Source organism: Stutzerimonas sp. KH-1, from assembly GCF_054483855.1.
Window position 1 is genome coordinate 3,870,822 of the sequence record NZ_CM137011.1, and the last position, 25,870, is coordinate 3,896,691.

22 protein-coding genes and 1 pseudogene are annotated in these 25,870 nt (G+C 65.4%); 10 read left to right on the forward strand and 13 right to left on the reverse strand.

The features are described from left to right. Positions 1–50: 50 nt before the first annotated feature. Positions 51–590, reverse strand: a complete 540-nt coding sequence (locus ACX1DW_RS18600) for a type 1 glutamine amidotransferase domain-containing protein (RefSeq protein WP_110778796.1) — start codon at positions 588–590, stop codon at positions 51–53. Between the two features lie 121 nt (positions 591–711). Here ACX1DW_RS18600 and ACX1DW_RS18605 point away from each other — a divergent pair, with 121 nt between their 5' ends. The 4 genes from ACX1DW_RS18605 (at position 712) to ACX1DW_RS18620 (ending at position 4,831) form a co-directional block, all read left to right on the forward strand. Then, on the forward strand, positions 712–1,575 hold the full coding sequence (locus ACX1DW_RS18605) for an HDOD domain-containing protein (RefSeq protein WP_110778797.1): 864 nt from the start codon (positions 712–714) through the stop codon (positions 1,573–1,575). A gap of 51 nt (positions 1,576–1,626) precedes the next feature. Beyond that, a complete protein-coding gene (gene mutM / locus ACX1DW_RS18610) occupies positions 1,627–2,439 on the forward strand; it encodes a bifunctional DNA-formamidopyrimidine glycosylase/DNA-(apurinic or apyrimidinic site) lyase (RefSeq protein WP_110778798.1) in 813 nt (270 codons plus the stop codon). A 114-nt stretch (positions 2,440–2,553) separates the two neighbouring features. Next, positions 2,554–2,895: a hypothetical protein gene (locus ACX1DW_RS18615; protein WP_041755835.1), complete on the forward strand. Its 342-nt coding sequence runs from the start codon at positions 2,554–2,556 to the stop codon at positions 2,893–2,895. Between the two features lie 100 nt (positions 2,896–2,995). Beyond that, positions 2,996–4,831: a Na/Pi cotransporter family protein gene (locus ACX1DW_RS18620; protein ID WP_458992111.1), complete on the forward strand. Its 1,836-nt coding sequence runs from the start codon at positions 2,996–2,998 to the stop codon at positions 4,829–4,831. On the opposite strand, the gene ggt is transcribed toward ACX1DW_RS18620, so the two are convergent. The 6 genes and pseudogenes from ggt to ACX1DW_RS18650 all read right to left on the reverse strand — a co-directional run bounded on the left by ggt (position 4,815) and on the right by ACX1DW_RS18650 (position 11,061). Beyond that, positions 4,815–6,548 (reverse strand): gamma-glutamyltransferase, encoded by a 1,734-nt coding sequence (gene ggt / locus ACX1DW_RS18625; protein WP_458992112.1) that lies wholly within the window; start codon positions 6,546–6,548, stop codon positions 4,815–4,817. The two genes, ACX1DW_RS18620 and ggt, sit on opposite strands and share 17 nt — an antisense overlap. Beyond that, positions 6,548–6,799 carry a YfhL family 4Fe-4S dicluster ferredoxin gene (locus ACX1DW_RS18630; protein WP_003303200.1) on the reverse strand — a complete coding sequence of 84 codons (252 nt, stop codon included), beginning with the start codon at positions 6,797–6,799 and terminating at the stop codon, positions 6,548–6,550. The genes ggt and ACX1DW_RS18630 overlap by 1 nt, the downstream gene beginning before the upstream one ends. A gap of 107 nt (positions 6,800–6,906) precedes the next feature. Further along, positions 6,907–7,389, reverse strand: a complete 483-nt coding sequence (gene coaD, locus ACX1DW_RS18635; RefSeq protein ID WP_013984354.1) for a pantetheine-phosphate adenylyltransferase — start codon at positions 7,387–7,389, stop codon at positions 6,907–6,909. 106 nt (positions 7,390–7,495) lie between these two features. Continuing rightward, positions 7,496–9,089 (reverse strand): annotated as a pseudogene (locus ACX1DW_RS18640) (GMC family oxidoreductase). A 14-nt stretch (positions 9,090–9,103) separates the two neighbouring features. Beyond that, on the reverse strand, positions 9,104–9,634 hold the full coding sequence (locus tag ACX1DW_RS18645) for a twin-arginine translocation pathway signal protein (RefSeq protein WP_458992113.1): 531 nt from the start codon (positions 9,632–9,634) through the stop codon (positions 9,104–9,106). A gap of 14 nt (positions 9,635–9,648) precedes the next feature. Then, positions 9,649–11,061, reverse strand: a complete 1,413-nt coding sequence (locus tag ACX1DW_RS18650) for a coniferyl aldehyde dehydrogenase (protein WP_458992114.1) — start codon at positions 11,059–11,061, stop codon at positions 9,649–9,651. A gap of 131 nt (positions 11,062–11,192) precedes the next feature. On the opposite strand from ACX1DW_RS18650, the gene ACX1DW_RS18655 reads away from it, so the two are divergent. Beyond that, entirely contained in the window at positions 11,193–11,867 is a 675-nt protein-coding gene (locus ACX1DW_RS18655) for a TetR/AcrR family transcriptional regulator (RefSeq protein WP_049325534.1), read from the forward strand. A gap of 6 nt (positions 11,868–11,873) precedes the next feature. Here ACX1DW_RS18655 and ACX1DW_RS18660 read toward each other — a convergent pair whose 3' ends face one another. Further along, positions 11,874–12,854: a hydrolase gene (locus ACX1DW_RS18660; RefSeq protein WP_133455363.1), complete on the reverse strand. Its 981-nt coding sequence runs from the start codon at positions 12,852–12,854 to the stop codon at positions 11,874–11,876. 172 nt (positions 12,855–13,026) lie between these two features. On the opposite strand from ACX1DW_RS18660, the gene ACX1DW_RS18665 reads away from it, so the two are divergent. Beyond that, the gene (locus ACX1DW_RS18665; RefSeq protein ID WP_458992115.1) at positions 13,027–13,431 is read left to right on the forward strand and encodes a ribonucleotide reductase subunit alpha; all 405 of its coding nucleotides are present in this window, start codon (positions 13,027–13,029) and stop codon (positions 13,429–13,431) included. Between the two features lie 11 nt (positions 13,432–13,442). On the opposite strand, the gene rsmD is transcribed toward ACX1DW_RS18665, so the two are convergent. From rsmD to ACX1DW_RS18680, 3 genes are read right to left on the reverse strand one after another with little or no spacing between them, the layout of a single operon-like run. Then, positions 13,443–14,045, reverse strand: a complete 603-nt coding sequence (rsmD, locus tag ACX1DW_RS18670; RefSeq protein WP_458992116.1) for a 16S rRNA (guanine(966)-N(2))-methyltransferase RsmD — start codon at positions 14,043–14,045, stop codon at positions 13,443–13,445. After that, positions 14,045–15,577 (reverse strand): M16 family metallopeptidase, encoded by a 1,533-nt coding sequence (locus tag ACX1DW_RS18675; RefSeq protein WP_458992117.1) that lies wholly within the window; start codon positions 15,575–15,577, stop codon positions 14,045–14,047. Before ACX1DW_RS18675 ends, rsmD begins: the two co-directional genes overlap by 1 nt. Further along, positions 15,570–16,925, reverse strand: coding sequence for a M16 family metallopeptidase (locus tag ACX1DW_RS18680; protein ID WP_458992118.1), 1,356 nt, complete (start codon positions 16,923–16,925; stop codon positions 15,570–15,572). Before ACX1DW_RS18680 ends, ACX1DW_RS18675 begins: the two co-directional genes overlap by 8 nt. Before the next feature lie 228 nt (positions 16,926–17,153). On the opposite strand from ACX1DW_RS18680, the gene ftsY reads away from it, so the two are divergent. From ftsY to rpoH, 4 genes are all read left to right on the forward strand, one after another. Continuing rightward, positions 17,154–18,410 (forward strand): signal recognition particle-docking protein FtsY, encoded by a 1,257-nt coding sequence (gene ftsY / locus ACX1DW_RS18685; protein ID WP_458992119.1) that lies wholly within the window; start codon positions 17,154–17,156, stop codon positions 18,408–18,410. After that, positions 18,407–19,078, forward strand: coding sequence for a cell division ATP-binding protein FtsE (ftsE, locus tag ACX1DW_RS18690; protein ID WP_045665759.1), 672 nt, complete (start codon positions 18,407–18,409; stop codon positions 19,076–19,078). Before ftsY ends, ftsE begins: the two co-directional genes overlap by 4 nt. Further along, positions 19,075–20,094, forward strand: coding sequence for a permease-like cell division protein FtsX (gene ftsX / locus ACX1DW_RS18695; RefSeq protein ID WP_102838920.1), 1,020 nt, complete (start codon positions 19,075–19,077; stop codon positions 20,092–20,094). The genes ftsE and ftsX overlap by 4 nt, the downstream gene beginning before the upstream one ends. Before the next feature lie 111 nt (positions 20,095–20,205). Beyond that, positions 20,206–21,060 carry an RNA polymerase sigma factor RpoH gene (gene rpoH, locus ACX1DW_RS18700; protein ID WP_003297176.1) on the forward strand — a complete coding sequence of 285 codons (855 nt, stop codon included), beginning with the start codon at positions 20,206–20,208 and terminating at the stop codon, positions 21,058–21,060. 81 nt (positions 21,061–21,141) lie between these two features. Here rpoH and ACX1DW_RS18705 read toward each other — a convergent pair whose 3' ends face one another. Together ACX1DW_RS18705 and dibA are read right to left on the reverse strand one after the other, a co-directional pair. Beyond that, positions 21,142–23,712: a hybrid sensor histidine kinase/response regulator gene (locus ACX1DW_RS18705; RefSeq protein WP_458993418.1), complete on the reverse strand. Its 2,571-nt coding sequence runs from the start codon at positions 23,710–23,712 to the stop codon at positions 21,142–21,144. A 187-nt stretch (positions 23,713–23,899) separates the two neighbouring features. Further along, positions 23,900–25,828 (reverse strand): phosphodiesterase DibA, encoded by a 1,929-nt coding sequence (gene dibA / locus ACX1DW_RS18710; protein WP_458992120.1) that lies wholly within the window; start codon positions 25,826–25,828, stop codon positions 23,900–23,902. Positions 25,829–25,870 lie beyond the last annotated feature (42 nt).

The window sequence follows — 25,870 nt, forward strand, 5'->3', positions numbered from 1 at the left end:
GCGCTGAGGTCGTAGGAAAAACGCCCGCCGCGTGCCTGTCGATGCCTCGCTCAGGCGGACAGCGCGTCGATCAGCGCCTGGCTGAATGCCGGGATGTCATCGGGCTTGCGGCTGCTTATGAGGTGGCCATCGACCACCACTTGCTCGTCAACCCACTCGGCGCCGGCATTCTTCAGGTCGTCGGTGAGCGATGGCCAACTGGTCATGCGCTTGCCGTTGACCAGATCGGCCGAGATCAACAGCCAGCCGCCATGGCAGATCACGGCGATGGTCTTGTTCGCACGGGCGGCATCGCGAACCAGTTCCTGGGCCATCTCATCGCTGCGAATGGTGTCGGAATTGACCACGCCGCCAGGCAGTAGCACGGCGTCGTAGTCCTCCATGCGGATGCTGTCGAAGGTGTTGTCGACATGGAACTTGGAGGCCGGGGTGGTGTGGTTCCAGCCGGTCACCTCACCATTCTTGGCAGAGATGATCTCGGCGGTTGCGCCGGCCTTTTCCAGCGCCTCCTTGGGCCCGGTCAGTTCGACCTGCTCGAAGCCATCGGTCACCAGGATTGCCACACGCTTGCCTTTGAGTGAATCGGCCATTGCTCTGTCCTCCTCGTCGGTTCGACTTTCATGCACTTGAAATCCGACCATCAACTCGGCCAAAGTTCGCACTCTTTTCGCACAGTAGTGGCCTTCGGCTAGTCCCGGGCCGAGCCTCACCATGACCATCGAACTTACCGACGAGCAGATCCGTAGCGTGCTGCAGGGAATCAACGTGCCTGCGCAGCCGCAGATCATGGTTGACCTGCAGATGGAACAGATGGCACCGGAGCCCGATCTGCGCGCCATTGCGCGGCTGATCAGCCAGGACCCGGGACTGTCTGGGGCGTTGCTCAAGACGGTCAATTCGCCGTTCTACGGTCTGGCCAACCGTGTCGCCTCGATCCAGCAGGCGGTCAATCTGCTGGGCTGCAACACCGTGATCAACCTGATCAACGCCCAATCCATTCGCGGCGAGCTCACGGATGCCGCGATCGTCACGCTCAATCGTTTCTGGGATACCGCACAGGACGTGGCCATGGCCTGCCTGACGCTGGCCAAGCGCATCGGCTACGCGTCGCCGGACGAGGCCTACACCCTCGGGCTGTTCCACAATTGCGGCATCCCACTGATGCTCCAGCGCTTTCCCGGCTACATGGCGGTGCTGGAGGAGGCGTACGCCAGCACCAACGCCGAGACACGGGTGATCGATATCGAGAATCGCGTCCTGAATACCAACCATGCGGTGGTGGGGTTCTTCGTGGCGCGCTCATGGAAGCTGCCGCAGCATCTATGCGATGTGATCGCCAACCATCACAACGCCCTCACCCTGTTCCGGGACGGGCTCGGCGACGGACGGGTCGAGACGCTGCTGGCCATTCTGAAGATGGCCGAGCATATCTGTGCCTGCCACCAGTTGCTGGGCGACCAGCCAGACGATCATGAGTGGGCGGTCGTGGCCGAGCAGGTGCTCGAGCACGTCGGACTGTCGGAATATGATTTCGAATGCATGCGTGACAGCATCCGCGAACTGGGTATCGGCTGACCGATCCCCAGCAACGTGAAGGGCCGTCCGAGGCCGACGTAGGAAGCGCCCATGCCTGAGTTACCTGAAGTCGAAACTACCCGTCGTGGCATCGAGCCGCATCTGCTCGGCCAGCGCGTCAGCCGCGTGCTGGTGCGCGACCGGCGCCTGCGCTGGCCGATTCCTGAGGATCTCGACGTGCGCCTGTCCGGGCAGCGGATCGAGGCCGTCGAACGCCGCGCCAAGTACCTGCTGATCAGGGCCGAGAGTGGCACGCTGATCGTCCATCTGGGCATGTCCGGTAGCCTGCGCCTGGTTGACGCCGCGCTGCCGGCGGGCAGGCACGAGCATGTCGATCTGCTGCTGGAGTCCGGCCAGGCGCTGCGCTACACCGACCCACGTCGCTTCGGCGCGATGCTCTGGAGCGAGGAACCGCTGGCCCATGTGCTGCTCGCCAGCCTCGGGCCCGAGCCGCTGGGAGAGGATTTCGACGGCGACCGACTGTATCGGCTGTCGCGCGGGCGCAGCATGGCGGTCAAGCCGTTCATCATGGACAACGCGGTGGTGGTGGGCGTCGGCAACATCTACGCGAGCGAGGCGTTGTTTGCCGCCGGGATCGACCCGCGACGGCCGGCCGGGAGTATCTCGCGGGCGCGTTATCTCAAGCTCGGCGAGGAGATCCGGCGCATCCTGGCCATGGCCATCGAGCGCGGCGGCACCACCTTGCGCGACTTTGTCGGCGGCGATGGCAAGCCCGGCTATTTCCAGCAGGAACTGTTCGTCTATGGTCGTGGTGGTGAATTCTGCAAGAGCTGCGGCTCGACCCTGCGCGAGATCCGCCTGGGCCAGCGGGCCAGCGTCTACTGCAGTCGCTGCCAACGCTGAGGTGGCGTAACTGCGCGCGCGTTGACGGCGTTCACGCCCCGCGGGGCGCGGCCACTGCTATAGTGGCCGTCACAACTAAAATTGCCGCGTTTCGCACAGCTGAAGGACCACACCATGAATCTGTTCCGCTCCACCGCTGCTGTCTTGGCTCTGACCACTGGCCTGCTGGCAATGCCGGCGCACGCGGAATCGGTCCCGCAGAACGCCAGCGGCGATCCGATGTACACCGTCGAGGCGCCCAAGGCCTATTCCATGGTGGGCGACCTGATCATCGCCCGTCCGCTGCTCATCGCCGCGACGGCCATCGGCGCCGGCGTTTTCGTTGTCAGCCTGCCGTTCACCGCGCTGGGCGGCAACGTCGGCGAGGCCGGCAAGGCATTGGTGGTCGAGCCTGGCAAAGCGGCTTTCGTACGCTGCCTGGGCTGCACCACCAGCGGCTACAACGCCCAGCGTTGATCGACGTCATCCGCACCGCGACTGGCGAGGCCTGAACCTTCCGGTCGCGGTGTTGCTGCAGTAGGCTTCGCCTCCCATCCCGCGCCGCGAAGCTCCCTCCTTGAACAGCCGCTTCTTCAAGACTTTCTTGCCCATCGTGGGCCTGCTGATGTTGTCTTGGTCGTTCTGGGCCAGCGACGGTTGGCTCGAGCTGTGCGCGGGACTCGCGCTGTTCCTGTTCGGCATGCAATGCCTCGAAGAGGGCCTGCGCCAGCTGGCCGGCAGCAAGCTCGAACAGCTTCTGGCGCGCAGTACCGCGACGCCGCTCAAGGGGCTGATGTTCGGCATCAGCGGCACCATGCTGCTGCAGTCCAGCACGCTGGTCTCGTTGCTCACCATCGCCTTCATCAGTACCGGCTTGATCAAGCTCGCCGGCGGCATCGCCATCCTGTTCGGCGCCAACCTCGGTTCCACTACCGGCATCTGGCTGCTGGCACTGGCCGGGCAGAATGTCAGCCTCAGCCCGCTGGCCTTGCCGCTGCTGGTCTTCGGCGTGCTGGCGAGCTTCAGCGGCGACAAGGGCAAGGCCGCCGGGCGCATCGTGCTCGGCATCGCCTTCATCTTTCTCGGTATCGATCAGATCAAGAGCGGGTTCTCCAGCTTCGGCGGCATGAACCTGTCGCAGTATCACTCCGGTGGCCTGACCGGCCAGTTGCTGTTCGTCGGTATCGGCCTGCTCGCCACCGTGGTACTGCAATCGAGCCATGCCACGCTGATGCTGACCCTGACCGCGCTGGCTGCCGGTCAGCTGGATCTGATCCAGGCCCTGGCCACCGCCATCGGCGCGAACGTCGGCACCAGCGTCACCACCGCCTTTGTCGGCTCGCTGGGCGGCAATCGCAATGGCCAGCGCCTGGCCCTGGCGCATGTGCTGTTCAACGTCACGACCGCCATCCTGGCAATCGCACTGCTGGTGCCCCTGGCCTGGCTGGTGCAGTGGCTGGTCGCGCCGCTGGGGTTGGGCGAGAACCGGCTGATTCAGCTGGCGCTGTTCCACAGCCTGTTCAACGGCATGGGCGTGCTGCTCTTCTGGCCCTGGCAGACGCAGCTGGCAAACGTCCTGCTGCGCGTGCTGCCGGAGCGGGCCGAGCCGACGGTGCTGATCACCGAGCTGACGCCAACGCCGGCGGATGGCGTGACCCATGCGCGCTATCTCAACGAGCGGGCGCTGGATTCGGCCGACGCCGCGGCCAGCGCAGTGGCTCAGGAGCTGCAGCACCTGGCACGCCTGAGCCTGGAGGTGATTTGTCATGCCCTCTACCTGCCGGTCGAGCAGCTGCGTCAGCAGGGCCGGGTCGACGAAGCGCTGCTGCATGCCCGTCCCGAAGCCCAGGCGCTGGACGCCGAACATCTGTACCAGCGCCATATCAAGGGCGTGTATTCCGATCTGCTGACGTTCATGGGCCGCCTGGAGCTGCCGCTGGACGAGAGCCATCAGGCGTTCTGGGTGAACTGCCAGGTCGCCGCGCTGCAGCTGGTGGATGCGGTCAAGGATGCCAAGCACCTGCAGAAGAACCTTGGCCTGTACCTGCGCCAGGACGATTCCGCCGCGCGCCAGGCCTATGTCGAACTGCGCCGGCAGCTGCTGGAATCGCTACGGGAAATTCGCGCGCTGAATCACTCCGAGCTGCCCGATGAGCTCTGGCGCGAGCGGCTGAACTGGCTGGACGAACGTGCCGCACACTTCGACGCCGAGTTTCGCCGGCGGCTGTTCGAGTCGATCCGCAATCACAAGCTGGACGGCCTGCAGACCAGCTCGCTGATGAACGACCTGGGCTATGCCAGCCGCATCATCCAGAGCCTGCGCAACGCCCTGCTGCTGGGCGAGGGCCACGAGCTGACGCGTCAGCTGCGGCAGCTGGCGGCGGACGACGGCCCGGTCATTGTGCAGCCGTGATCGGCTGGCGCCGTGCGGGCACCTTCAGCGCGCGGCCGATGCCGCGCGGGTCGCTGGCCGCTTCGACCTTGCCGCTCGGCTTGTGCCAGTAGAGCACCTGCTGGTTGCCGTAGTCCCGCTCGATCAGCCTGGGCTGGTGGCCGCGGGCACGTAGCGCGTCCAGCTGGGCTGCGCTGAAGGCATTGGCCTCGTACTGCAGCACGTCCGGCAGGTACTGATGGTGATAGCGCGGCACTGCCGGCCAGGCCTGCACCGGCTCGCCATCCAGATAAGACAATGCCGAGAGCAGCACCATGCTGGGAATGCGACTGCCGCCGGGGGTGCCGAAAGCGGTGAATTCCTCGCGGCTCTCGATAAAGGTCGGGCTCATGCTCGACAACGGCCGCTTGCCGCCGGCGATGGCGTTGGCGCTGCTGCCTTCCAGACCGTAGGCGTTGCTGCCGTCGATGTCGGCGGCGAAATCGTCCATCTCGTCGTTGAGCAGTACCCCGGTGCCGGGCACGGTGAAGGCGGCGCCAAACATCATGTTCAGCGACAGCGTCGCCGCCACCGCATTGCCTTCGGCATCGATCACGGCGAAATGCGTGGTGTGCTCGCCCTCGCGCCAGCGTGGTGCCGGTGGCAGGTCGCTGCTCGGAGTGGCGCGCTCGCGGTCGATGGCGGCCGCCAGCTGGTCCAGGTAACGCGTGGACAACAGCCGCTCGATCGGTGCGGCGACGAAATCGGGATCGCCCAGCAGCCCGCGGTCACGGTAGGCGCGACGCAATGCCTCGACCACCAGGTGGCTGCGCTGCAGCGGTTCGGCTTCGCGCCAGGCGAGGCGTTCGAGGATGCCCAGGCTCTGCGCGAGGATCATCCCGCCGGCCGATGGCGGTGGCGCGCCGATCAGCTCACGGCCATCGGCCAGGGCGAAACGCAGGGGTTCGCGCTCCATCGTGCGGTAGCCGGCCAGATCCTCCAGCGACCAGATGCCACCAGCGGCGCGCACGCCTTGCACCAATTTTTTCGCGAACTCGCCGCGGTAGAAGCCGTCGTGACCGCGCCTGGCCAGGCGCTCCAGGGTTTGCGCCAGTTCCGGCTGGCGCAACAGATGGCCTTCGGGCGGAAGCTCGCCGCCAGTTAGAAACAGCCGCGCGCTCTCGGGATCGTCACGCAGTGCGGCCAGGCGCCAGCCGGCACGCTGGCGGTACACCGCATCCACCGCGAAGCCGTCGCGGGCCAGGGCGATAGCGGGTGCCAGGGTCGTCTTGAGCGGCAGGCGACCGCGTTTTTCGGCGAGCTCGACCAGTGCCGCTGGCGTGCCGGGAATCGCCGCGGCCAGCGGGCCGTTCAGCGAGAGTTCGCGCTGGATCTTGCCTTCGCGCAGATACATGTCCGGCGTGGCGGCGCTGGGCGCTCGCTCGCGGGCGTCGAGAAATACATGACGGGCCGGCTCGGCGGCCTCGCGCAGCAGAAAGAAGCCACCGCCGCCGAGCCCGGAGCCGTAGGGTTCGACCACGGCCAACGCGGCGCTCACCGCGACGGTGGCGTCGAAGGCGTTGCCGCCTGCTTCGAGGATCTGTCGGCCGACTTCGCTGGCCAGGGGGTGGGCGGTGGCAACGGCACCGTTGTCGAGCGGGCTGGCCTGGACGCTGCAGGCCAGCAACAGCAGGGCGGCGAACCAGCCGTGGAGCACCTTGAACAGGAGCGTCCGCCGGGTCGGTTGCCGCCAGCGCATCACGCCTTGCCGGTGATGATCAGGTACTTCTGCATCAGTTCGTCCTTGCTCTCGACGTTGTTCTCGTCGAGCGGAATGCAGTCTACCGGGCAAACCTGCTGGCACTGCGGTTCGTCGTAGTGGCCGACGCACTCGGTGCAGAGGTTGGGGTCGATGACGTAGATCTCCTCGCCCTGGGAGATGGCGCTGTTCGGGCACTCCGGCTCGCAGACATCGCAGTTGATGCAGTCATCGGTGATTTTCAGGGACATCCAGCGAACTCCTGCCGTGGCTCGAACCACGGCACAGCTAAATTACGACGGCCAATTGTGCCGCATCGGCGCGCGGCGTGCATCCGACGCAGCGCCGTCGGTGGCCCTCAGTTCTGGCCGAAGCGCGTCTTGAGCGCCTGCATCACGGCCGGATGGACGAATTTCGAGACGTCGCCCTGGAGCGAGGCGATCTCGCGCACCAGGGTCGAGGAAATGTAGGAGTACTTTTCCGACGGCGTGAGGAACAGGCTTTCGACGTCCGGCGCCAGCTGCCGGTTCATGTTGGCCAGCTGGAATTCGTATTCGAAGTCGGATACCGCGCGCAGACCGCGCAGCAGGATGTTGGCCTGCTGCTCCTTGACGAAGTGCGCCAGCAGGGTGGAGAAGCCGATGACCTTGACGTTCGGCAGGTGCTTGGTCACCTCACGGGCCAGCTCCACACGTTGCTCCAGCGGGAACAGCGGATTCTTCTTCGGGTTGGCCGCCACGGCGATGATGACCTCGTCGAACAGCCGCGAGGCACGTTCCACCAGATCGGCGTGGCCCATAGTGATGGGATCGAAGGTTCCCGGATACAACACTCGATTCATCGCGGCGTCCTGACGCATGCGTGGGGGTGTGGATGGTAGCGGCTCGGTATCGGCAGCGTAAAGCCTGAATGGCCGTGCGGCGATCTGCCGCGAATGCGGGGCAATCTCAGGCGTTCTGCAAACGATCGATCAGCTCTGCCGTCAATTTCGCACAGTGCGTAGATCGACAGCTGCGGGTTGGCGCCGACACTGGTGGGAAACAGCGAGCCGTCGTGTATCGACAGGTTGCCCAGCCGATGGTGTCGGCCGAGGCTGTCGGTTACCGCCTGGCTTGGGTCCTCGCCCATGGCGCAACCGCCCATGACGTGGGCGCTGCCGAGGCGGGTGCGGTACGGCGCGAGGTCGAGACGCTCGATCAGTTCGCGGGCCGCGCGGGGCGTCTTCACGTAGCGGGCGTCGGCATGCAGCGGCAGCACCGCGCGCGCACCCGCGGCGAACTGGATCTCGGCCATGCTCAGAAAAGCGCGGCGGATACCGTTCCAGGCATAGTCGGTCACGCGGTAGTCGAGCACTGGGCTGCCGTCGCTGCGCAGCTCGACCGTGCCCTCGGCGCTGTCCGGATGAAAGCCGTCGCGCTGCAGGGCGATCATCGCGTGGGTGTGCGGCAGCGCGGCCATGCGCTGCGCGTTCTCCGAGCCGAAATCGCCGAGCAGTGTGGCGGCAAGGGCCGGGTGAACGGGCGGCACTTCGAGTTTGTAGCCCGCCGGCCCGGCAGTCCCGTCGCGCCACTGGAAGTGATCCGAATAGATCGATTGCGGTGCGCCGCTGAAGGCGTCGATGCGCTCGTCGAAGCGTGCCGCGGAGAAGTTCGTCAGGTGCAGGAAGGTGCGCTTGCCGACGCGCTTATGCGGGTCCGGCGCATCGGAGCGCAGCAGCAGCGCCGGGGTATTGATACCGCCGCCGGCGAGGATGTAATGCTTGGCGATCACGCGGATGCGTCGACCGTTCGGCGCCACGCAACGTTCGTCCATGCCCAGGCAGTCCAGTCCGACGACCCGCTCGCCCTGCATCAGCAGGCGTTCGGCGCGGACGAGATAGAGCAGCTCGCCGCCCTTGTCCAGTAGCGCTGGAATGCTGGTGACCAACATCGACTGCTTGGCATTGGTCGGGCAGCCCATGCCGCAGTAGCCCAGGTTCCAGCAGCCGCGCACGTTGCGCGGGATCACCGCCCAGTGATAGTCGAGCCGTTCGCAGCCGCGCTTGAGCACCTGGTTGTTGGCGTTCGGCGGGACTGCCCAGGGCGTGACGCCCAGGCGCTGCTCCATGCGTTCGAACCAGGGCTGTAAGGCCTCGGCCGAGAGGCCGCGCACACCGTGTTCGCGCGCCCAGTGCGCCAGCGTCTGCGGCGGGGTGCGGAAGCTCGAGGTCCAGTTCACCAGGGTGGTGCCGCCTACCGCACGGCCCTGCAGGATGGTGATGGCGCCGTCCTTGCTGGTGCGACCGATGGCCTCCTGATAGAGCGAGCGGTAGGCACGGGCTTCCTGCATGTCGAAGTCGCGGCTGGTGCGCAGTGGGCCTTCCTCGATCAGCAGCACTTTGAAGCCGGCGGCACTGAGGATTTCCGCGCTGGTGGCGCCGCCTGCGCCGCTGCCGACGATGGCGATGTCGGCTTCCAGCGTCAGGTCGTGCGGCAGGCGCGAGCCGTCATGGGTGGTCCAGCCACGGGCGAGGCCTTCGGCGAAGAGATCGGGAACGGGCACGGCGGCCTCCTTGGTCAGACGGCCGGTGGCCCGGGATAGCCGCAGTGCGCCCAGGAAGCCGGGCAGGCGTACCAGGCCATGAGGATCATCTGCAGCAGCGAGGCATGCCCCTGGCGCAGCAGGGCCAACGAGCTGTTCTGCCAACGGTTCAGGAACGCCCGCAGTTCGTCATCCGAGGCCTGGCGCCAGTCGCCCCAGATGCCTGTGAGCGGACCGCGGATCAGGGGTTGGGTAAGCACATCGAACAACTGGCGTACCTGTGCCGCCAGCGCCGGCGAAAGATGGTGCAGGCCCTGATCCAGGCTGATCAGAGTGACGGCTGCCGCTTGCGGCATTTCGGCCAGTGGCACCGACCCCTCCAGCAACAACGGAATCAGGCGATGTAGCATCGGCAGGTCGCTCTTGCGCAGTACGGCGAAGCCGCTGGCGGGAACGGCGGCTGTCGCCCCGGCGCAGCGGCCTAGCAGTCCGCCAGCGGCCAGAATGGTGCTGCCGAGCAGCCCGACCTTGAGCAGGGTGCGGCGGTTCATGGCGAGATCGTGCATCGTGGCGTCGCGTTTCAGCGGATGAACAGAGCGTAGATCAGCTTCTGCCACCACTTGCCGTAGGGTGGATAGACCAGCCGAGCGGCGTTGAAGCGCTGCTTGGCGAAAACGCTCTTGGCCTTGCTGAAGGTCAGGAATCCCTCGCGGCCGTGGTAGTGGCCCATGCCAGAGGGGCCGATGCCGCCAAAGGGCAGATCGTCCTGGGCGACGTGCAGCAGGGTGTCGTTCAGGCAGACCCCGCCCGAATGCGTCGAGTCCAGAACCCGCTGCTGTTCGGGCCGGTCGTAGCCGAAGTAGTAAAGCGCCAGCGGCCGCGGCCGGGCATTGACGTAGGCCAGCGCCTCGTCCAGCTCGTCGTAGGGAATGATCGGTAGCAGCGGGCCGAAGATCTCCTCGTGCATCACCCGCATGTGCTCGTTGACCTCGAGCAGCAGGCAGTGCGGCATGCGCCGCTGCTGCGCCTCGGTGAACAGCGGCACGACCTGGGCGCCCTTGGCGCGGGCATCGTCGAGGTAGTCCTGCAATCGTGCCAGCTGACGCGCATTGATGATTGCGGTGTAGTCGGGGTTGTCCGCAAGGCTCGGATACAGACGCTGTACCGCTTCACGATAGGCGTCGACGAAGCCCTTGAGGCGGGCTCGCGGTACCAGCACATAGTCCGGCGCGACGCAGGTCTGCCCGGCATTGATGCATTTGCCGAAGGCGATGCGCTCGGCGGCATCGGCCAGCGGCACCGTGGCCGAGACGATGGCCGGCGACTTGCCGCCCAGCTCGAGGGTCACCGGGGTGAGGTTGTCGGCGGCGGCACGCATCACGTCACGGCCTATATGCGTTGCGCCGGTGAACAGCAGATGGTCGAACGGCAGGCGGGCGAAGGCGCGCCCGAACTCGACATCGCCGAGCACCACCGCCACCTGATTCTCCGGAAAAACCTGCGCCAGCAGCGCCTTCAGCAGCTGGCCGGTGGCCGGCGTCGACTCGCTCATCTTCAGCATCACCCGATTGCCTGCCGCCAGCGCACCGACCAGCGGGCCGATGGCCAGGTAGAGCGGGTAGTTCCACGGCACGATGATGCCCACTACCCCCAGCGGCTGATAGACGACCCGCGCACTGGCCGGCTGGAAAGCCAGACCGACCCGGCGCCGCGATGGCTTCATCCAGCGCCGCAGATGGCGGCAGGCGTAGCGGATGCCATGCAGGCTCGGCATCAGTTCGGCGAGCAGGGTCTCGTCGGCCGAGCGATGACCGAAATCCGTGCTGATCGCCTCGATCAGAGCCGGCTGGTGAGCCGCCAGCACATCGCGCAGCGCGTCCAGCCAGCGCAGACGGTCTTCCTCGGATGGCATCGGTGCGGCGGCGAATGCTGCACGCTGGCAAGCGAACACCGCTTCAAGGGCGGCGAGTGCTTGTGGAGTGTCGGCTGACATTGGGGCTCCGGGTGGCGAGGCGGGTTGATAGATTTCTAGAGTAATTGCTCTAAACTGTCAACGAGACGTGCTTGCCCGACCGCTGGCGTGTACCGTTGCCCCTTCGCTCCATCGCCGAGATCCCGCCGCCCATGGCACCCCGAGCAAAGACCCGCGATCGCATCATCGAAGCCAGCCTGGCGCTGTTCAACGCCCAGGGCGAACGCAACGTCACCACCAACCACATCGCCGCGCACCTGGGCATCTCGCCGGGAAACCTCTACTACCACTTCCCCAACAAGCAGGCGATCGTCGCCGAGCTGTTCGGCCAGTACGAGGCGCGGGTCGATGCCTTTCTGCGCCTGCCGCTGGCGCGCGCGATGCAGGTAGAGGACAAGGCGATCTACCTGGAAGCACTGCTCGGCGCGATGTGGGATTACCGTTTTCTGCACCGCGATCTGGAGGGGTTGCTCGACGCCGATGGCGAGCTGGCGCGGCGCTACGAAGGCTTTGCCACGCGTTGCCTGCAGCATGCTCGGGCGATCTACCAGGGTTTCGTCGAAGTCGGCATTCTGGAGATGGACGATGAACAAACCGAGGCGCTGGCGCTCAACGCCTGGATCATCGTTACGTCCTGGATTCGCTTCCTCGGCACGGTTGGCGCCGGGGCGGGCCAGCTCGATCCTGTGCAGATGCGGCGTGGCATCTATCAGGTGCTGGCGCTGGAGAGCGGCTTTGTCGCGACCGAAGCGCGCGAGGCGGTGGCTGCATTGCGGGGTCAGTACTTCGTTGCGCTGGAGTCGCTGTTGCCGACGGCGGATGCCTGACGCCTCTCAGGGCTCGCCCAACCACTGCGGAATCCGTCGCTCCAGATAGTAGCGAGGGCGGCGCGGCGTGCCTTCTACAAAGCCGACGTGGCCGCCGCGGCGGTGCAGCTCCAGGGTTGTGGTCGCCGACAGTTCGGTCGGTTCCGGCACGCTGTGGCGGAACACGAAAGGGTCGTCCGCGGCCTGGATCAGCAGGGTTGGTGTCGTGATCGCTGGCAGGTAGTAGCGGCTGGAGGCGCGGCGGTAATAGTCCTGGGCGTCGCTGTAGCCGTGCAGCGGCGCGGTGAAGCGACCGTCGAAATCCCAGAAGGTGCGCATGCCCTGCAGCGGGCCGAGGCTCTGCAAGGCACCGAGGTGGTTCAGCAGCCCCTCGCGCTGGAAACGCTGCTGTTTGTCCCTCACGTAGGCCACCATCGCCTTCATGAAATGCGCCTGGTAGACGCGGGAGAAGCCGAGGCCGATGCGATCGGCGCATTGGTCCAGGCGAAACGGCACCGACACCGCCACCGCCTTGCGCAGCGGGCTACTGGCACCCGTTTCGCCGAGGTACTTGAGCAGCACGTTGCCGCCCAGCGAGTAGCCCACCGCATGCAGCGGCGCCATGGGTCGGCTGGCCTGCAGGTGCCCAATCACTTCGGCGAGATCGTCGCTGGCGCCGGAATGATAGGCGCGCGGCAGTAGATTCGGTTCGCCCGAGCAGCCGCGCCAGTTGATCGCGACGCTGGCCCAGCTCTGTGCGGCCAGTTGTTGCTGCAGGCCGAGCACGTAAAGCGAATTCGACGAGCCGGTCAGCCCATGCAGCACCAGCACCAGCGGCGCCGTAGCCTCATGCGGGCCGTGCCAGTCCAGGTCGATGAAATCGCCATCGGCCAGCCACAGTCGCTCACGCCGGCGTTCGAGACGCGGCGCCTTGCGAAAGAAGGGGTTCCACAAGGTCTGCAAGTGCGGCCCGGGAAGCCACCAGGCGGGTTGGAAGGTTTCGGACACGGTCGCTCGGTTTCCTCGTTTGCTTCGACGTTAGAGCCTTGGCGGAGGGAAGAAAAGCATGATGCAGGCGTTGAATGATGCCTGCCGCCCGGCGACTTACGCCTTTGGGGATATGGTCAGCGCCGCCCAAGGGGTGGAGAGTGACGCGATAGTCTTATCCGGAACCCTGCCCATGACGCCTACCCCCTTCGACCAACTGCTCGGCGCCGCACGCCAGGAGCGCGAGCCCCAGCGCCTGCTGTTCGTCTTTGTCAGTGCTGAACTGCCCGAGGACGCCACCGAGGCCGAGCGCCAGCGCTTCGAGGAAAATGCCGGTGGCTCATTGAAACCGGTGCTCTGCGTCGACAAGCTGCCCGAGGAACTGAGCGACTTCGCCGCGCTGCGTGAAGAATCCGAGCGCACCGGCGTGGCCTGGCACCTGCTGTTCGCCGCGGCGCTGCCTGGCCAGGCCGGCATGACGCCGAACGCCGATGAGGCCGAGCAGCCACTGAAGATGATGGTCAGCGCCATCGAGACCGGCAACGTCGGCCGCTTCCTGGCCTTCGATCGCAACGGCCAGACCGTCGACTTCTACTGAAGTCGCCGACTTCAAGCGGCGGGTGCGTGGCGCTCCCAGAGCGCGTAGTGCACCTTGCCGGCCTGCTTCTCCCGATGCAGTCGCCAGTTCCCCGGCAGGCCGAGGCTGGACGGCAGTGCCTCGCTTTCGGTGTAGACCCAGGCGTGTTCGGCCAGCCAACCCTTGTTCTCCAGCAGCTCGCAGGCCGGTTGCAGCAGATTCTTGTTGAACGGCGGGTCGAGGAATACCAGGTCGAAGGCGGTCGGCGTCTGGGTTTCCAGATAGCGCAGGGCGTCGCTCTGCAGCAGCTGGCCGTGGCCGCAGTTGAGCGTGTCGAGATGCTTGCGCAGGCTGGCGATGGCGTTGGCGTTCACGTCCAGCGCCAGGGCCATGCTGGCGCCGCGCGACAGGGCTTCCAGATAGATCGCGCCGCTGCCGGTGAACGGATCGAGCACCCGCGCGCCGGACAGGTAGGGTGCCAGCCAGTTGAACAGGGTTTCGCGCACCCGGTCCGGCGTGGGGCGCAAGCCTTCGGCATCGGGGAAGCTGAAGCGGCGCGAGCGCCACTCGCCGCCGATGATGCGCAACTGGCCCTGGCCGCCGTGGGCGCTAGGGCGAATGGGTGGATTGGCCATCAGTGCTCCGGAACGCCGCTGGGCTGTTCGACTGGTTTATCGGTGGGCGGCGGCAGCGGTTGCTGCTCGACGCTGGGGCCGGCGGTGACGATGACGAAGGCGTCTTCCTGCAGATGCTTGTTCATCGCCGTCTTGACCTGTTCGACTGTCAGCGCCTGCACCTCGCCCATGAAATCCTCCAGGTAGGTCAGCGGCAGGTCGTAGAAGCCGATGCTGCCCAGCTGACCGACGATGTCGGCATTGCTTGCGGTAGACAGCGGGAAACTGCCGGCGATCTCGCGCTTGCTGCGCTCCAGCTCGGCCTCGGTCGGCCCTTCGGCGAGATAGTCGCGGACCAGCTGCTGCACCAGATCCAATGCGCCATCGGTGAGTTCGGCGCGGGTCTGCATGCTGATCATGAACGGCCCCTCGGCACGCATCGGGCTGAAGCCGGAATAGATGCCGTAGGTCAGGCCGCGCTTTTCGCGCACCTCTTCCATCAGCCGCGTGCCGAAACCGCCGCCGCCGAGGATTTGGTTGCCCAGATAGAGCGCCGCGTAGTCCGGATGGCCACGAGGGATGCCGAGTTGGGCCAGCATCAGGTGACTCTGGTTGGAGGGGAAGTCGATGTGGTGCTTGCCGGCAACCGGAGCCTTGGGTGTCGGCGTCGTTGGCAGCGCCGGGCCTTCCGGCAGGGCGGCGGAGACGTCGGCGGCCAAGGCTTCGGCCTCTTCGCGGGAGAGGTCGCCGACCAGCGCGATCACCGCATTGCCTGCCGCATAGGCGCGGGCGTGGAAGTCGCGCAGCTGCTCGACGCTGATAGCCGGAATCGACTCGGGGGTGCCTTCGCTGGGGTGGGCGTAGGGGTGATCGCCATAGAGCTGCTCGAACAGCTCGAGGCTGGCCAGCTTGCCGGGGTTCTGCTTCTGGAATTCGAAGCCGGCCAGCAGCTGATTCTTGATCCGTTGCAGCGAGTCCTCGGGGAAGGTCGGCTGGCCGATGACCTGGTTGAACAGCGCCAGGGCCGGCTCGCGCTTGTCCGGCGCACTGAGGCTGCGCAGGCTGACCACCGCCATGTCACGGTAGGAACCGTTGCCGAAATCCGCACCGAGGCCTTCGAAACCACGGGCGATGGCGCTGACGTCCTTGCCCGCGACGCCCTCGTTGAGCATGGCATTGGTCAGCAGCGCCAGGCCGGGTATGTCGCCGTCCTGGCTGCTGCCGGCGGAGAAGGTCAGGCGCAGGTCGAACATCGGCAACTCGCGGGCTTCGACGAACAGTACCTTGGCGCCTTCGGCGGTCTGCCAGCTCTGGATATCCAGCTTGCGCCGGGCCAGGGGTTGATCGCCCAGCTCGGTGAGGGACTCCAAGTGCGGCTTTTCGGGCGTTGCGGTCGTCACGGCAGGCTGGGTCGCCTCGCGGGCGACATCCTGCTCCGCCGGCTGGCCGGGCTGTGGCAGGGCGGAGGAGCCTTCGTCGCAGCCCGCCAGGCCGAAACCGGCTGCCAGCAGCAGGCCGAACAGGCCGTTGCGCAGCGCTTTGCAATCACTCATCACGGGCTTCCTCGGGCAGAACATGGGCGACGCTCAGGCGGGAGCGGGTGAAATAGGTGCTGGCGGCCTGCTGAATGTCCTCGGGCGTAACCGCTTCCAGCGCGCTCAGCTCCTCGTCCATCAGGCGCCAGGACAGGCCGACGGTTTCCAGCTTGCCGATGGTGGTGGCCTGCTGGGTGATGGAGTCGCGCTCGTAGACCAGGCCGGCGATGACCTGCGCACGCACGCGCTCGAGTTCGTCCGCCGAGGGTGGCGTCTCCTTGAGCGCGTCCAGCTCCCGCCAGAGCCCGGCTTCGACTTCTTCCAGGGTGCGGCCCTTCTGCAAGTTCGGCGCGGCGCTCAAGACGAACAGGCTGTCGCCACGGGCGTAGGCGTCGTACCAGGCCGAGGCGCTGGTCACCAGTTCCTCTCCGCGCTCCAGCCGTTCCGGCAGGCGCGCGCTGTAGCCGCCGTCGAGCAGGGCGGAGATCAACCGCAGGGCATGCACCTGGCGAGCGTTCTCCTCGGTCGCCAGGCTCGGTGCATTGAAGGCCATGAGCAGCGTCGGCAGCTGGGTCTTCACGTGTAGCTGGAGGCGGCGCTCGCCCGGTTCGTCCAGCTCAAGCGGCCGCTTGGCCGCCGGCACCTCGCGTTTCTCGATGCCGCCGAAGAAGCGTTCTGCCAGCCCGCGGACCTCGTCGGCGGTCACGTCGCCGACCACCACCAGGGTGGCGTTGTTCGGTGCGTACCACTGCTCGTACCAGGCACGCAGCTCGTCGGCCTGCATGCGGTTGAGATCGGCCATCCAGCCGATGGTCGGGTTGCGGTAGCCGCTGGCGGGATAGGTGATGGTCTTGAAGCGCTCGTAGGCCAGCGAGCTGGGCTTGTCGTCGGTGCGCAGGCGGCGTTCTTCCTTGATCACTTCGATCTCGCGGGCGAACTCCTCGGGCGGCAGCCTGAGGCTGGCCAGGCGGTCGGCTTCGAGTTCGAACGCAACGGCCAGGCGGTCGCGTGCCAGAACCTGGTAATAGGCCGTGTAGTCGTCGCTGGTGAAGGCGTTTTCCTCGGCGCCCAGCTCACGCAGGATGCGCGAGGCTTCGCCGGCATCGAGCTTGCGGCTGCCCTTGAACATCATGTGTTCGAGCGCGTGAGAGAGGCCGGTCTGGCCGGCTGTCTCGTAGCTGGAGCCAACCTTGTACCAGAGCTGGGAAACCACCACCGGCGCACGATGATCCTCGCGCACGATCACCTTCAGGCCGTTGTCGAGGAAGAACTCGTGGGTGGGCTGGCTGTCTGCTGCTGTTGCCAGCATGGGCAGATAGAACGCTCCGAGCAGCAGGGCGGCGGCGCGGCGTAACATCAGAGGCATAGTCGGGACTCGTCCAGGTTGGTGCCCGCCACGGCAGATGGCAGGACGGCGACACGGCAGCCATGGTAATGGCCCGCGCGGGTCAGGCAAAGCCGGGGTATCCGCACAGTCTGCTCGGCCGCAGTGCCCGCGCTTAGCGCACCTGCCTGGCGAGGTGCTAGGATAGGGCCCATTTTTGGGCCGGAAGCCAGGCTGCCGGCGTTTCGCATCCTTGAGAATACCTTCTCCATGTTTGGTTCCAACGACGACAAGAAGACGCCGGCCGAGCCCGGTGAAAAGAAAGGCCTGTTCGGCTGGCTGCGCAAGAAGCCGCAGCCCGCGCCGGCAGAGCAGCCCGCCGCCGAACAGCCGGACAGCGAATCGGTCGAGCAGACCGGGGCGCCTGTCGAATCGCCTGTCGCTACACCTCAGGAAGAGCAGCCGGCGCGCGTGGTCGAGGCCGATATGCAGCCGGCTGAGGAGATAGAGCCGGTGCTGCTGCACCCCGAACCCGAACCCGATCCGGAGCCGGTACCTGCCCCGGTCGTAGCGCCCGCGCCGGAGGCCCCAACCAAGCTCGGCTTCTTCGCTCGCCTGCGCCAGGGGCTGTCGAAAACCAGCGCCAGCATTGGCGAAGGCATGGCCAGCCTGTTCCTCGGCAAGAAGGCCATCGACGACGATCTGCTCGACGAACTGGAAACCCGCCTGCTGACCGCCGACGTCGGCGTCGAGGCGACCACCGCGATCATGCAGAATCTCACCCGGCGCGTCTCGCGCAAGGAGCTGGCCGACAGCGGCGCGCTCTACACCGCACTGCAGGAAGAACTCGTTGGCCTGCTCAAGCCGGTCGAGCAGCCGCTGGCGATCGATGCTGGCAAGCGCCCGTATGTGATCCTGGTGGTCGGCGTGAACGGCGTCGGCAAGACCACCACCATCGGCAAGCTGGCCAAGAAGCTGCAGCTCGACGGCAAGAAGGTCATGCTCGCCGCCGGCGACACCTTCCGCGCCGCGGCGGTGGAGCAGCTGCAGGTCTGGGGCGAGCGCAACGGCATCCCGGTGGTCGCCCAGCACACCGGCGCCGACTCCGCCTCGGTGATCTTCGATGCGGTGCAGGCGGCCAAGGCGCGCGGCATCGATGTGCTGATTGCCGACACCGCGGGCCGTCTTCATACCAAGGACAACCTGATGGAAGAGCTGAAGAAAGTCCGTCGGGTGATGGGCAAGCTCGACGAGTCGGCTCCCCACGAAGTCCTGCTGGTACTCGACGCCGGCACTGGCCAGAACGCCATCAACCAGACCAAGCAGTTCAACCAGGCGGTCGAGCTGACCGGGCTGGCACTGACCAAGCTTGACGGCACCGCCAAGGGCGGTGTGATCTTCGCCCTGGCCAAGCAGTTCGGCACGCCGATTCGTTACATCGGCGTCGGCGAAGGAATCGACGATCTGCGCACGTTCGAGGCCGATGCGTTCGTCAAGGCGCTTTTTGCCCAGCGGGACGGCGCATGATTCGTTTCGAACAGGTCGGCAAACGCTACCCCAACGGCCACGTCGGGTTGCACGAGCTTTCCTTTCAGGTGCGGCGTGGCGAGTTCCTCTTCGTTACCGGCCATTCTGGTGCTGGCAAGAGCACGCTGCTGCGCCTGCTTCTGGCGATGGAGCGCCCCACCAGCGGCAAGCTGCTGCTGGCCGGGCAGGACCTGTCGCGCATCACCAACGCGCAGATTCCTTTCCTGCGCCGACAGATCGGCGTGGTGTTCCAGAACCACCAGCTGCTGTTCGATCGCACCGTATTCGACAACGTCGCCCTGCCGTTACAGATCCTCGGGCTGAACAAGCGCGAGATCGGTCAGCGGGTAATGACCGCGCTGGAGCGCGTCAGCCTCAAGGACAAGGCGCTGCAGTATCCGGCGGACCTGTCCACCGGCCAGCAGCAGCGTGTCGGCATCGCCCGCGCAGTCGTGCATCGGCCGGCCCTGCTTCTCGCCGATGAACCGACCGGTAACCTCGACCCGCGACTCGCTGCGGAGATCATGGGCGTGTTCGAAGACATCAATCGCCTGGGGACCACCGTGCTGATCGCCAGCCACGACCTGGCGCTGATCGCGCGGATGCGCCATCGCATGCTGACCCTGCAACGTGGTCGCCTGATCGGCGATGGGGAGGCCAGCCGATGAGCAGCGAACGCAATCCCAAGACCAACCCGAGCACGGCCGAGCGCGTCGGCGGTTCGGTGAAGAAGCCGGAGCAGCCACGCGGCGACGAGCCGGACTTCAAGACGCTGTTCCACGCCTGGCTGGAAAGTCACCGCGCCAGCCTGGTGGACAGCGTCGGGCGCCTGATCAAGCAGCCGATCGGCAGCTTCTTCACCTGCCTGGTGATGGCCGTGGCGTTGAGCCTGCCCATGGGCCTGGCGCTGCTGCTGGACAACGTCGAGCGACTCGGTGGCTCCTGGCAGCGCGCCGCGCAGATCTCGCTGTTCATGGACCTCGAGGTGGATAGCGCCGCCGGTGAGCGCCTGCGTGACGAGGTTGCGGCCATGCCCGATGTGGCAGCGGCGGACTGGGTCAGCCGCGAGCAGGCGCTGGACGAGTTTCAGCAGTTGTCCGGGCTTGGCGAAGCGCTCAAGGAATTGCCGGAAAATCCGCTGCCCGGCGTGATCATCGTGACACCCGAAGAGGTGGACAAGGACAAGCTCGAAGCGCTGCGCCAGCAGCTGGCCGAGTTGCCGGGCGTACAGCTGGCGCAGCTGGATCTGCTCTGGGTCGAGCGGCTGACCGCCATCCTCAAGCTTGGCGACCGTTTCGTCTTTGGCCTGACATTGCTGCTGGTGGCGACGTTGCTGCTGGTGATTGGCAACACCATCCGCCTGCACATCGAGAACCGCCGCACCGAGATCGAGGTGGTCAAGCTGGTAGGCGGCACCGATGGCTACGTCCGCCGTCCGTTTCTCTACATGGGTGCCATCTACGGCCTGGGTGCCGGCCTGATCGCCTGGCTGCTGCTGGTCTACGGTCTGGGCTGGCTGAACGAAGCCGTGGTCAACCTCGCGGGCCTCTACGGCAGCGATTTCGGCCTGGGTGGCGTTCCGGCGGGCGATGCGTTATCGCTGGTGATCGGCGCGGTGCTGCTCGGCTACATCGGTGCCTGGCTGGCTGTCGCAAGGCATCTGAGCGAACTCGCTCCGCGTTAAAATTCCGTTTAAAAACAATGGCTTGATGGTTGTGTCAGGGAACTTTTCCACAGGCTTGCAGTCTCATGCGGCAATGCTAAACTGCTGCAGCTTCGTCATTGGAGGTACTGCATGACAACTACTCTGCAACCTGTTCAAGCGCTAGTCCCGGGAGCGAATCTCGAGGCCTACGTGCAGACCGTGAACAGCCTCCCGCTGCTCACCGTCGAGCAGGAGCGCGAGCTGGCCGGGCGCCTCTTCTATCATCAAGATCTCGAAGCGGCTCGGCAGATGGTGCTGGCGCACCTGCGTTTCGTCGTTCACATCGCCCGCAGCTATTCCGGCTACGGGCTGGCCCAGGCCGACCTGATCCAAGAAGGCAATGTCGGCCTGATGAAGGCGGTCAAGCGTTTCAATCCGGAAATGGGTGTGCGGTTGGTGTCCTTCGCCGTGCACTGGATTCGCGCCGAAATTCACGAGTTCATCCTGCGCAACTGGCGCATCGTCAAGGTCGCTACCACCAAGGCGCAGCGCAAGCTGTTCTTCAACCTGCGCAGCCAGAAGAAACGTCTGGCCTGGCTGAACAACGATGAAGTCACCGCCGTGGCCGACAGCCTGGGCGTCGAGCCGCATGAAGTGCGCGAGATGGAAAGCCGCCTGACCGGTCATGACATGGCCTTCGACCCGGCCGCCGATGCCGACGACGACAGCGCCTACCAGTCGCCTGCACATTACCTGGAAGATCATCGCTACGATCCGGCGCGTCAGCTGGAAGATGCCGACTGGAGTGACAGCTCCACCTCCAGCCTGCACGCCGCGCTCGAGGGGCTCGACGAGCGCAGCCGGGACATTCTCCAGCAGCGCTGGCTGAACGAGGACAAGGCGACCCTGCACGACCTGGCGGCCAAGTACAACGTGTCGGCCGAGCGCATTCGTCAGCTGGAAAAGAACGCGATGAACAAGCTGAAGGGCTCGATCCAGGCCTGACGCCCTTTAGCAGGAACGAATCGCGGGATGCCGATGGCCCCCGCGATTTTTTTTGCCGAACGTCCGGCTCTCAGGCATTAGTTATCGCTGTTCGTCGCCCTGATGAAGCGTGTTTCGTCGCGCCTGGTCTATCGCGGCCAACAGCTGCGCATTGGTGATCGGCTTGTGCAGCCAGACGATCCGGTCCGGGAATTTCGCCTCGTCGAACTGGTGCGCTGCGGAAATCACGACGATCGGCAATTCGTGTATGGCCGGCCGTGCGCGCAGTTCGTCAATCAACTGTGCCCCGCTGCCATCGGGTAGGTGCAGGTCCAGCGTCATGGCCTCGTAGCACCCGGTGGCGAGTTTCTCCCGTGCCTGATGCAGGCTCTGCACGCGATCCACCGCGTATCCTCCCTCGCGCAGCATCATGTGCAGCAGGCGCCCGGTATCCGGCTCGTCTTCGACGACCAGTATCCGCGGCAGGCCTTCCCGGTTGTCTGCCTCGCTTGTCGGCGTCTGGATCGGCAGCTCGCACCAGAAGGTGGTGCCAGCGCCGGGCTGGCAATCGAAGCCGACTGTGCCGCCCATGCGCTCGATGAGCTCCTTGGTGATCGCCAGGCCCAGGCCGGTGCCCGACTTCTGCCGACTGTCAGAGGCATCGGCTTGGGCGAACTTCTCGAATACCCGTGAGCGGAAGGCGTCCGGTATGCCCGGCCCCTGATCGGTCACGCTGATGCGTACCCGCGCGCCGCGAACGCTGGTGTGCAGGCTGATCTCTCCGCCTTCGGGAGTGAACTTCACGGCATTGGAAAGAAAATTGCCGAGCACCTGCTGTAGGCGCAGGCTGTCGACCCAGACCAGGACGTCCTGTGGATGGTGCAGCGTGCAGCGCACGCCATGCTGGCCGCACAGTGGCTGATTGCTTGCAAGCGATTCCTCCAGCAGCTTGCCAAGCGAATGCTCGCGCAGTTCAAAGGCCATCTTGCCGGCAGCGATCTTCTCCATGTCCAGTAGGTCGTTGATCAGATGACCCAGGCGCAGGCTGTTGCGGTAGGCGATCTCTAGCATCTGCTGCATGGCTGGCGGCGCCGCACCGAGCGCGCCGCCGACGATCAGGCCGAGCGCACCGCTGATGGAGGTCAAGGGCGTGCGCAGTTCATGGCTCACGGTCGAGACGAAGTCATTCTTCATCTGCTCGATGCGCTTGCGCTCGGTCAGGTCCATCAGGGTACCGCTGATGCGCTGGGCCATTCCTTGCGGGTCGCGCTGGATATAGCCACGCAGCAGAACGGGTACGACATGGCCGTGCTTGTGTTGCAGGCGCAGTTCGCTCGTAAAGTGATCGAGATTGGACAGCATGGTTTGCGCCAGCTTGGCTTTCTGCTGCGTCAGGTCCTCGGGTACGGTCAGGCGTTCCCATAGCTTGAGGTCGCAAGACAACTCGTCCGGCCGGTAGCCGAGCATTTCCCAGGCGCGTGGCGAGGCATACATGCTGCCTGCTTCCAAATCGAGATCCCAGAGGCCATCGTTGCTGCCCTTGAGCGCCAGCGAGAGCCGCTCCTCGCTCACCTTCAGGTCATTCTTGCTTTGGCGGATGCGCTGGGTCATCTCTTCCGCCAGGGCTTGGATGTGGCTATGGCGCAGGGCAAGCGAGGAGGTGAGGAAGAACACCAGCAGGCTCAGGCCGAGGCCCAGGGCGAGCATCAGGCTTTCGTTGCCATGGAAGCGCCCGTCGAACTCCGGCCGGCTATCCATGCGCAGGGTCCAGGTCTGGCCGTACAGGTGCAGTTGCTGCAATCGGCTGTAGCGAGCGTCGCCGGGCTGTGGCGCATCGGGCGAGGCATAGAGCAGTTGCTCTGGGTCTTCGTCGTCGCTGGCGTAGATATGCAGCGCCAGCGGCAGGTCGGCAGCGCGCAGGATGCCCTGCATCAGATCATCGAGGCGATAGGGGCTGTAGACGAAGCCGATGAGCGCCTGCATGCGCTGCGCGGGTGTGTCGGTCGGCTCGCCTTGCCGGTATACCGGCACGTAAAGCAGTACGCCGGCCTGGACCTTGCCGTGGGTCTCCTGCATCAGCGTCACCTTCGCCGTGATGCTGGTCTCGCCCAGGCGCGCAGCCCGCAGCATGGCCCGGCGGCGGGTCGGCTCGGAGTACATGTCGAAGCCGAAAGCGGCCAGGTTGCGCCCGACGAAGGGCTCGAGAAAAACGATCGAGGTATAGAGGTCGCGCTCACCAGGCGGATGGATGTCGTACTCCGGGAAGCCTTCGGCTCGAATCCGTGCGATATGCGCGTCCCGCTCGTCCGGCGCGATGGCCTGGCTGAAGCCTACGCCCTGGATGCCCGGATAGCGGTCTGGCAGCAGCAGGCGCTGAACATACAGACGCCATTGCGCGCGGCTGACGTGGTCGACGGCGTCGAACAGGCCGGCGCCCCCGAGGAGAATCTGCTCGTGGTCGCGTAGCCGCTTGCGGATGGCTTCGGTGACTTTCTCGCTGAGTAGCTGGAACTGCTGTTCGGCCGCCCGGTCCTCGTTGGCGCGCAGGTTCTGCCAGGCCGCCAGCTGTACCAGCAGGGTGAACAACAGCATCGCCCAGGCAATACCGTTCTGCCGGGTGAACAACTGTCGCAGGGCCTGGAACTGGCTGGCGGGTTGGGCTGGGTCGCTCATCATCTTCGCTGCAGTGCGCATGTCTGAATCGATTTGGATGCCCCGCGGGTCAGAATGTGCGTCAGCCCGCCGGTAGCCGATCGGTTCAGTATGCCGCAAGCGCTGAGGCGGAAACTGGAATGGATCGGCGACTCCGGGAACTCGGTCAGCTTACCCTTCGTACTGGCCGTTTGATATACGCGTCCGCTCAGGCGCGCGACGAGTGGCAGTGCTGCCCATAATCGAGTGCCGTAGGGCTCCACTCGATCGATTCTGCTGGCAGCGGCCGGGCGAAGCCGTAGCCCTGCCCGTAATCGCAGCTTTGTCCGAGCAGGAAGGCCGCCTGCTCCGCGGTTTCGATGCCCTCGGCCACCACTTTCAAACCGAGGTTGTGTGCCAGGCCGATGACGGATCGGGTAATGGCGGCGTCATCATGGTCGTTCGGCAGCCCGCGAACGAACCCTTGATCGATCTTGAGCTTGTGTACGTTCATCCGCTTGAGCCGCTGCAATGACGAGTAGCCGGTACCGAAATCGTCGATCGCCAGCTGCACCCCGAGTGCGCGCAGGCGCTGCAGTAGCTGGACGGCGGCATCCGGGTCCTGCATCACTGCGCTTTCGGTGATCTCCAGCTCGAGATGGCGCGCGTCGAGCCCGGATCTGGCGAGGATCGTGGCGACCTGCAGATCGAGTTCGCCGTTACCGAACAACCTGCTGGAAATATTCACGGCGATGAAGCCGAGCGGCCGATTCTGGGCCAGCCACTCCTGCGCCTGGTGGCAAGCCTGCTCCAGTACCCAGCGGTCGATGGCGCTGATCAAGCCGGTTTCTTCGGCGATGGGAATGAAAATGCCCGGTGCGATCAGCCCTTTCTCCGGATGGAGCCAGCGTACCAGCGCCTCGAAGCCGGTGATGGTGCCGTGGCGCAGATCGTAGATCGGTTGGTAATGCAGACGCAGCTGGCCCTGCTCCAGCGCCTGGCGCAGCGCGGTGACCAGTTCGACGCGCTGACGGGCCTGGCTGGTCAACTCCTGGGAATAGAAGGCGTAGGTGGAGCGGCCGCTGCTCTTGGCCTTGAACAGCGCCGAGTCGGCATTGCGCATCAGTTGCTCGACATTCTGTACGTCGGTGGGGTACGGGTAGAGCACGATGCCAATGCTGGCACTGCTGAACAGCTCGCGGTCGTCCAGGTGATAAGGCTCGTTCAGCCGATCCAGCAGGCGCAACGCCAGTGCGGTCGCCTTTTCCGCGCCGTGGTCCTCGCAGAGCAGGGCAAACTCATCGCCGCCCAGCCGGCCGAGGGTCATGCCGTTCTCCAGCTGTTCGCTCAGTCGGGCGCTGACGGCCTGGAGCAGGGCGTCGCCCAGGCTGTGCCCGAGGCTCTCGTTGATGTCCTTGAAGTGGTCCAGGTCGATCAGCAGCAACGCGCCGCTGCGTTTGTTCGCCCGGGCGCGCTCGAGGTCCTGCTTGGCACGCTCGGTGAACAGCAAGCGATTCGGCAGATTGACCAGCGGGTCATAGTGAGCGAGCTGATCGAGTTCTTCGCGTGAACGCTTCAGCGCCGAGAGATCGGAAAATACCGCGACATAATGGCTGAGCTGGCCCTGATCGTCGTAGATGCAGCGCAGATTCTGCCACTGTGGATAGACGTCGCCGTTCTTGCGCCGATTCCAGATCTCGCCGCTCCAGGACCCGTGCTCGCGCAGTGCATGCCACATCTCCTGATAGAAGGCTGCATCGTGCTTGCCGGAGGCGAACAGTTTCGGCGTCTGGCCGAGCACTTCCTCCGTGCTGTAGCCGGTGATGCGGCTGAATGCCGGGTTGACATGCACGATGTGCTGATGCGGATCGGTGACCAGTACGCCTTCCTGGGTGCTGTCGAAGACCGCAGCGGCCTGCTTCAGACTGGTCTTCTGCAGATGCTGGGCGCGCTGCTGCTCATCGAAGCGACGGAAGTGCTGTCGACCAAGCAGAAAGATCAGGCCGCTGGTGAGCGTCACGAACAGCGCGCCCTTGCCCATGTGCCAGGCCTGGTCGTCGCCTGCCACCAGACGGCTGACCAGGGTGTCGCCAAGAAGGATCCACAACATCGCCAGGCAGAAGTAGCCCAGACTCAGCCGGACGAGGTAGGTGTTCATCGTTGCTCTTGGGTCCGATCAAATACTGCATAGTCAAACCCC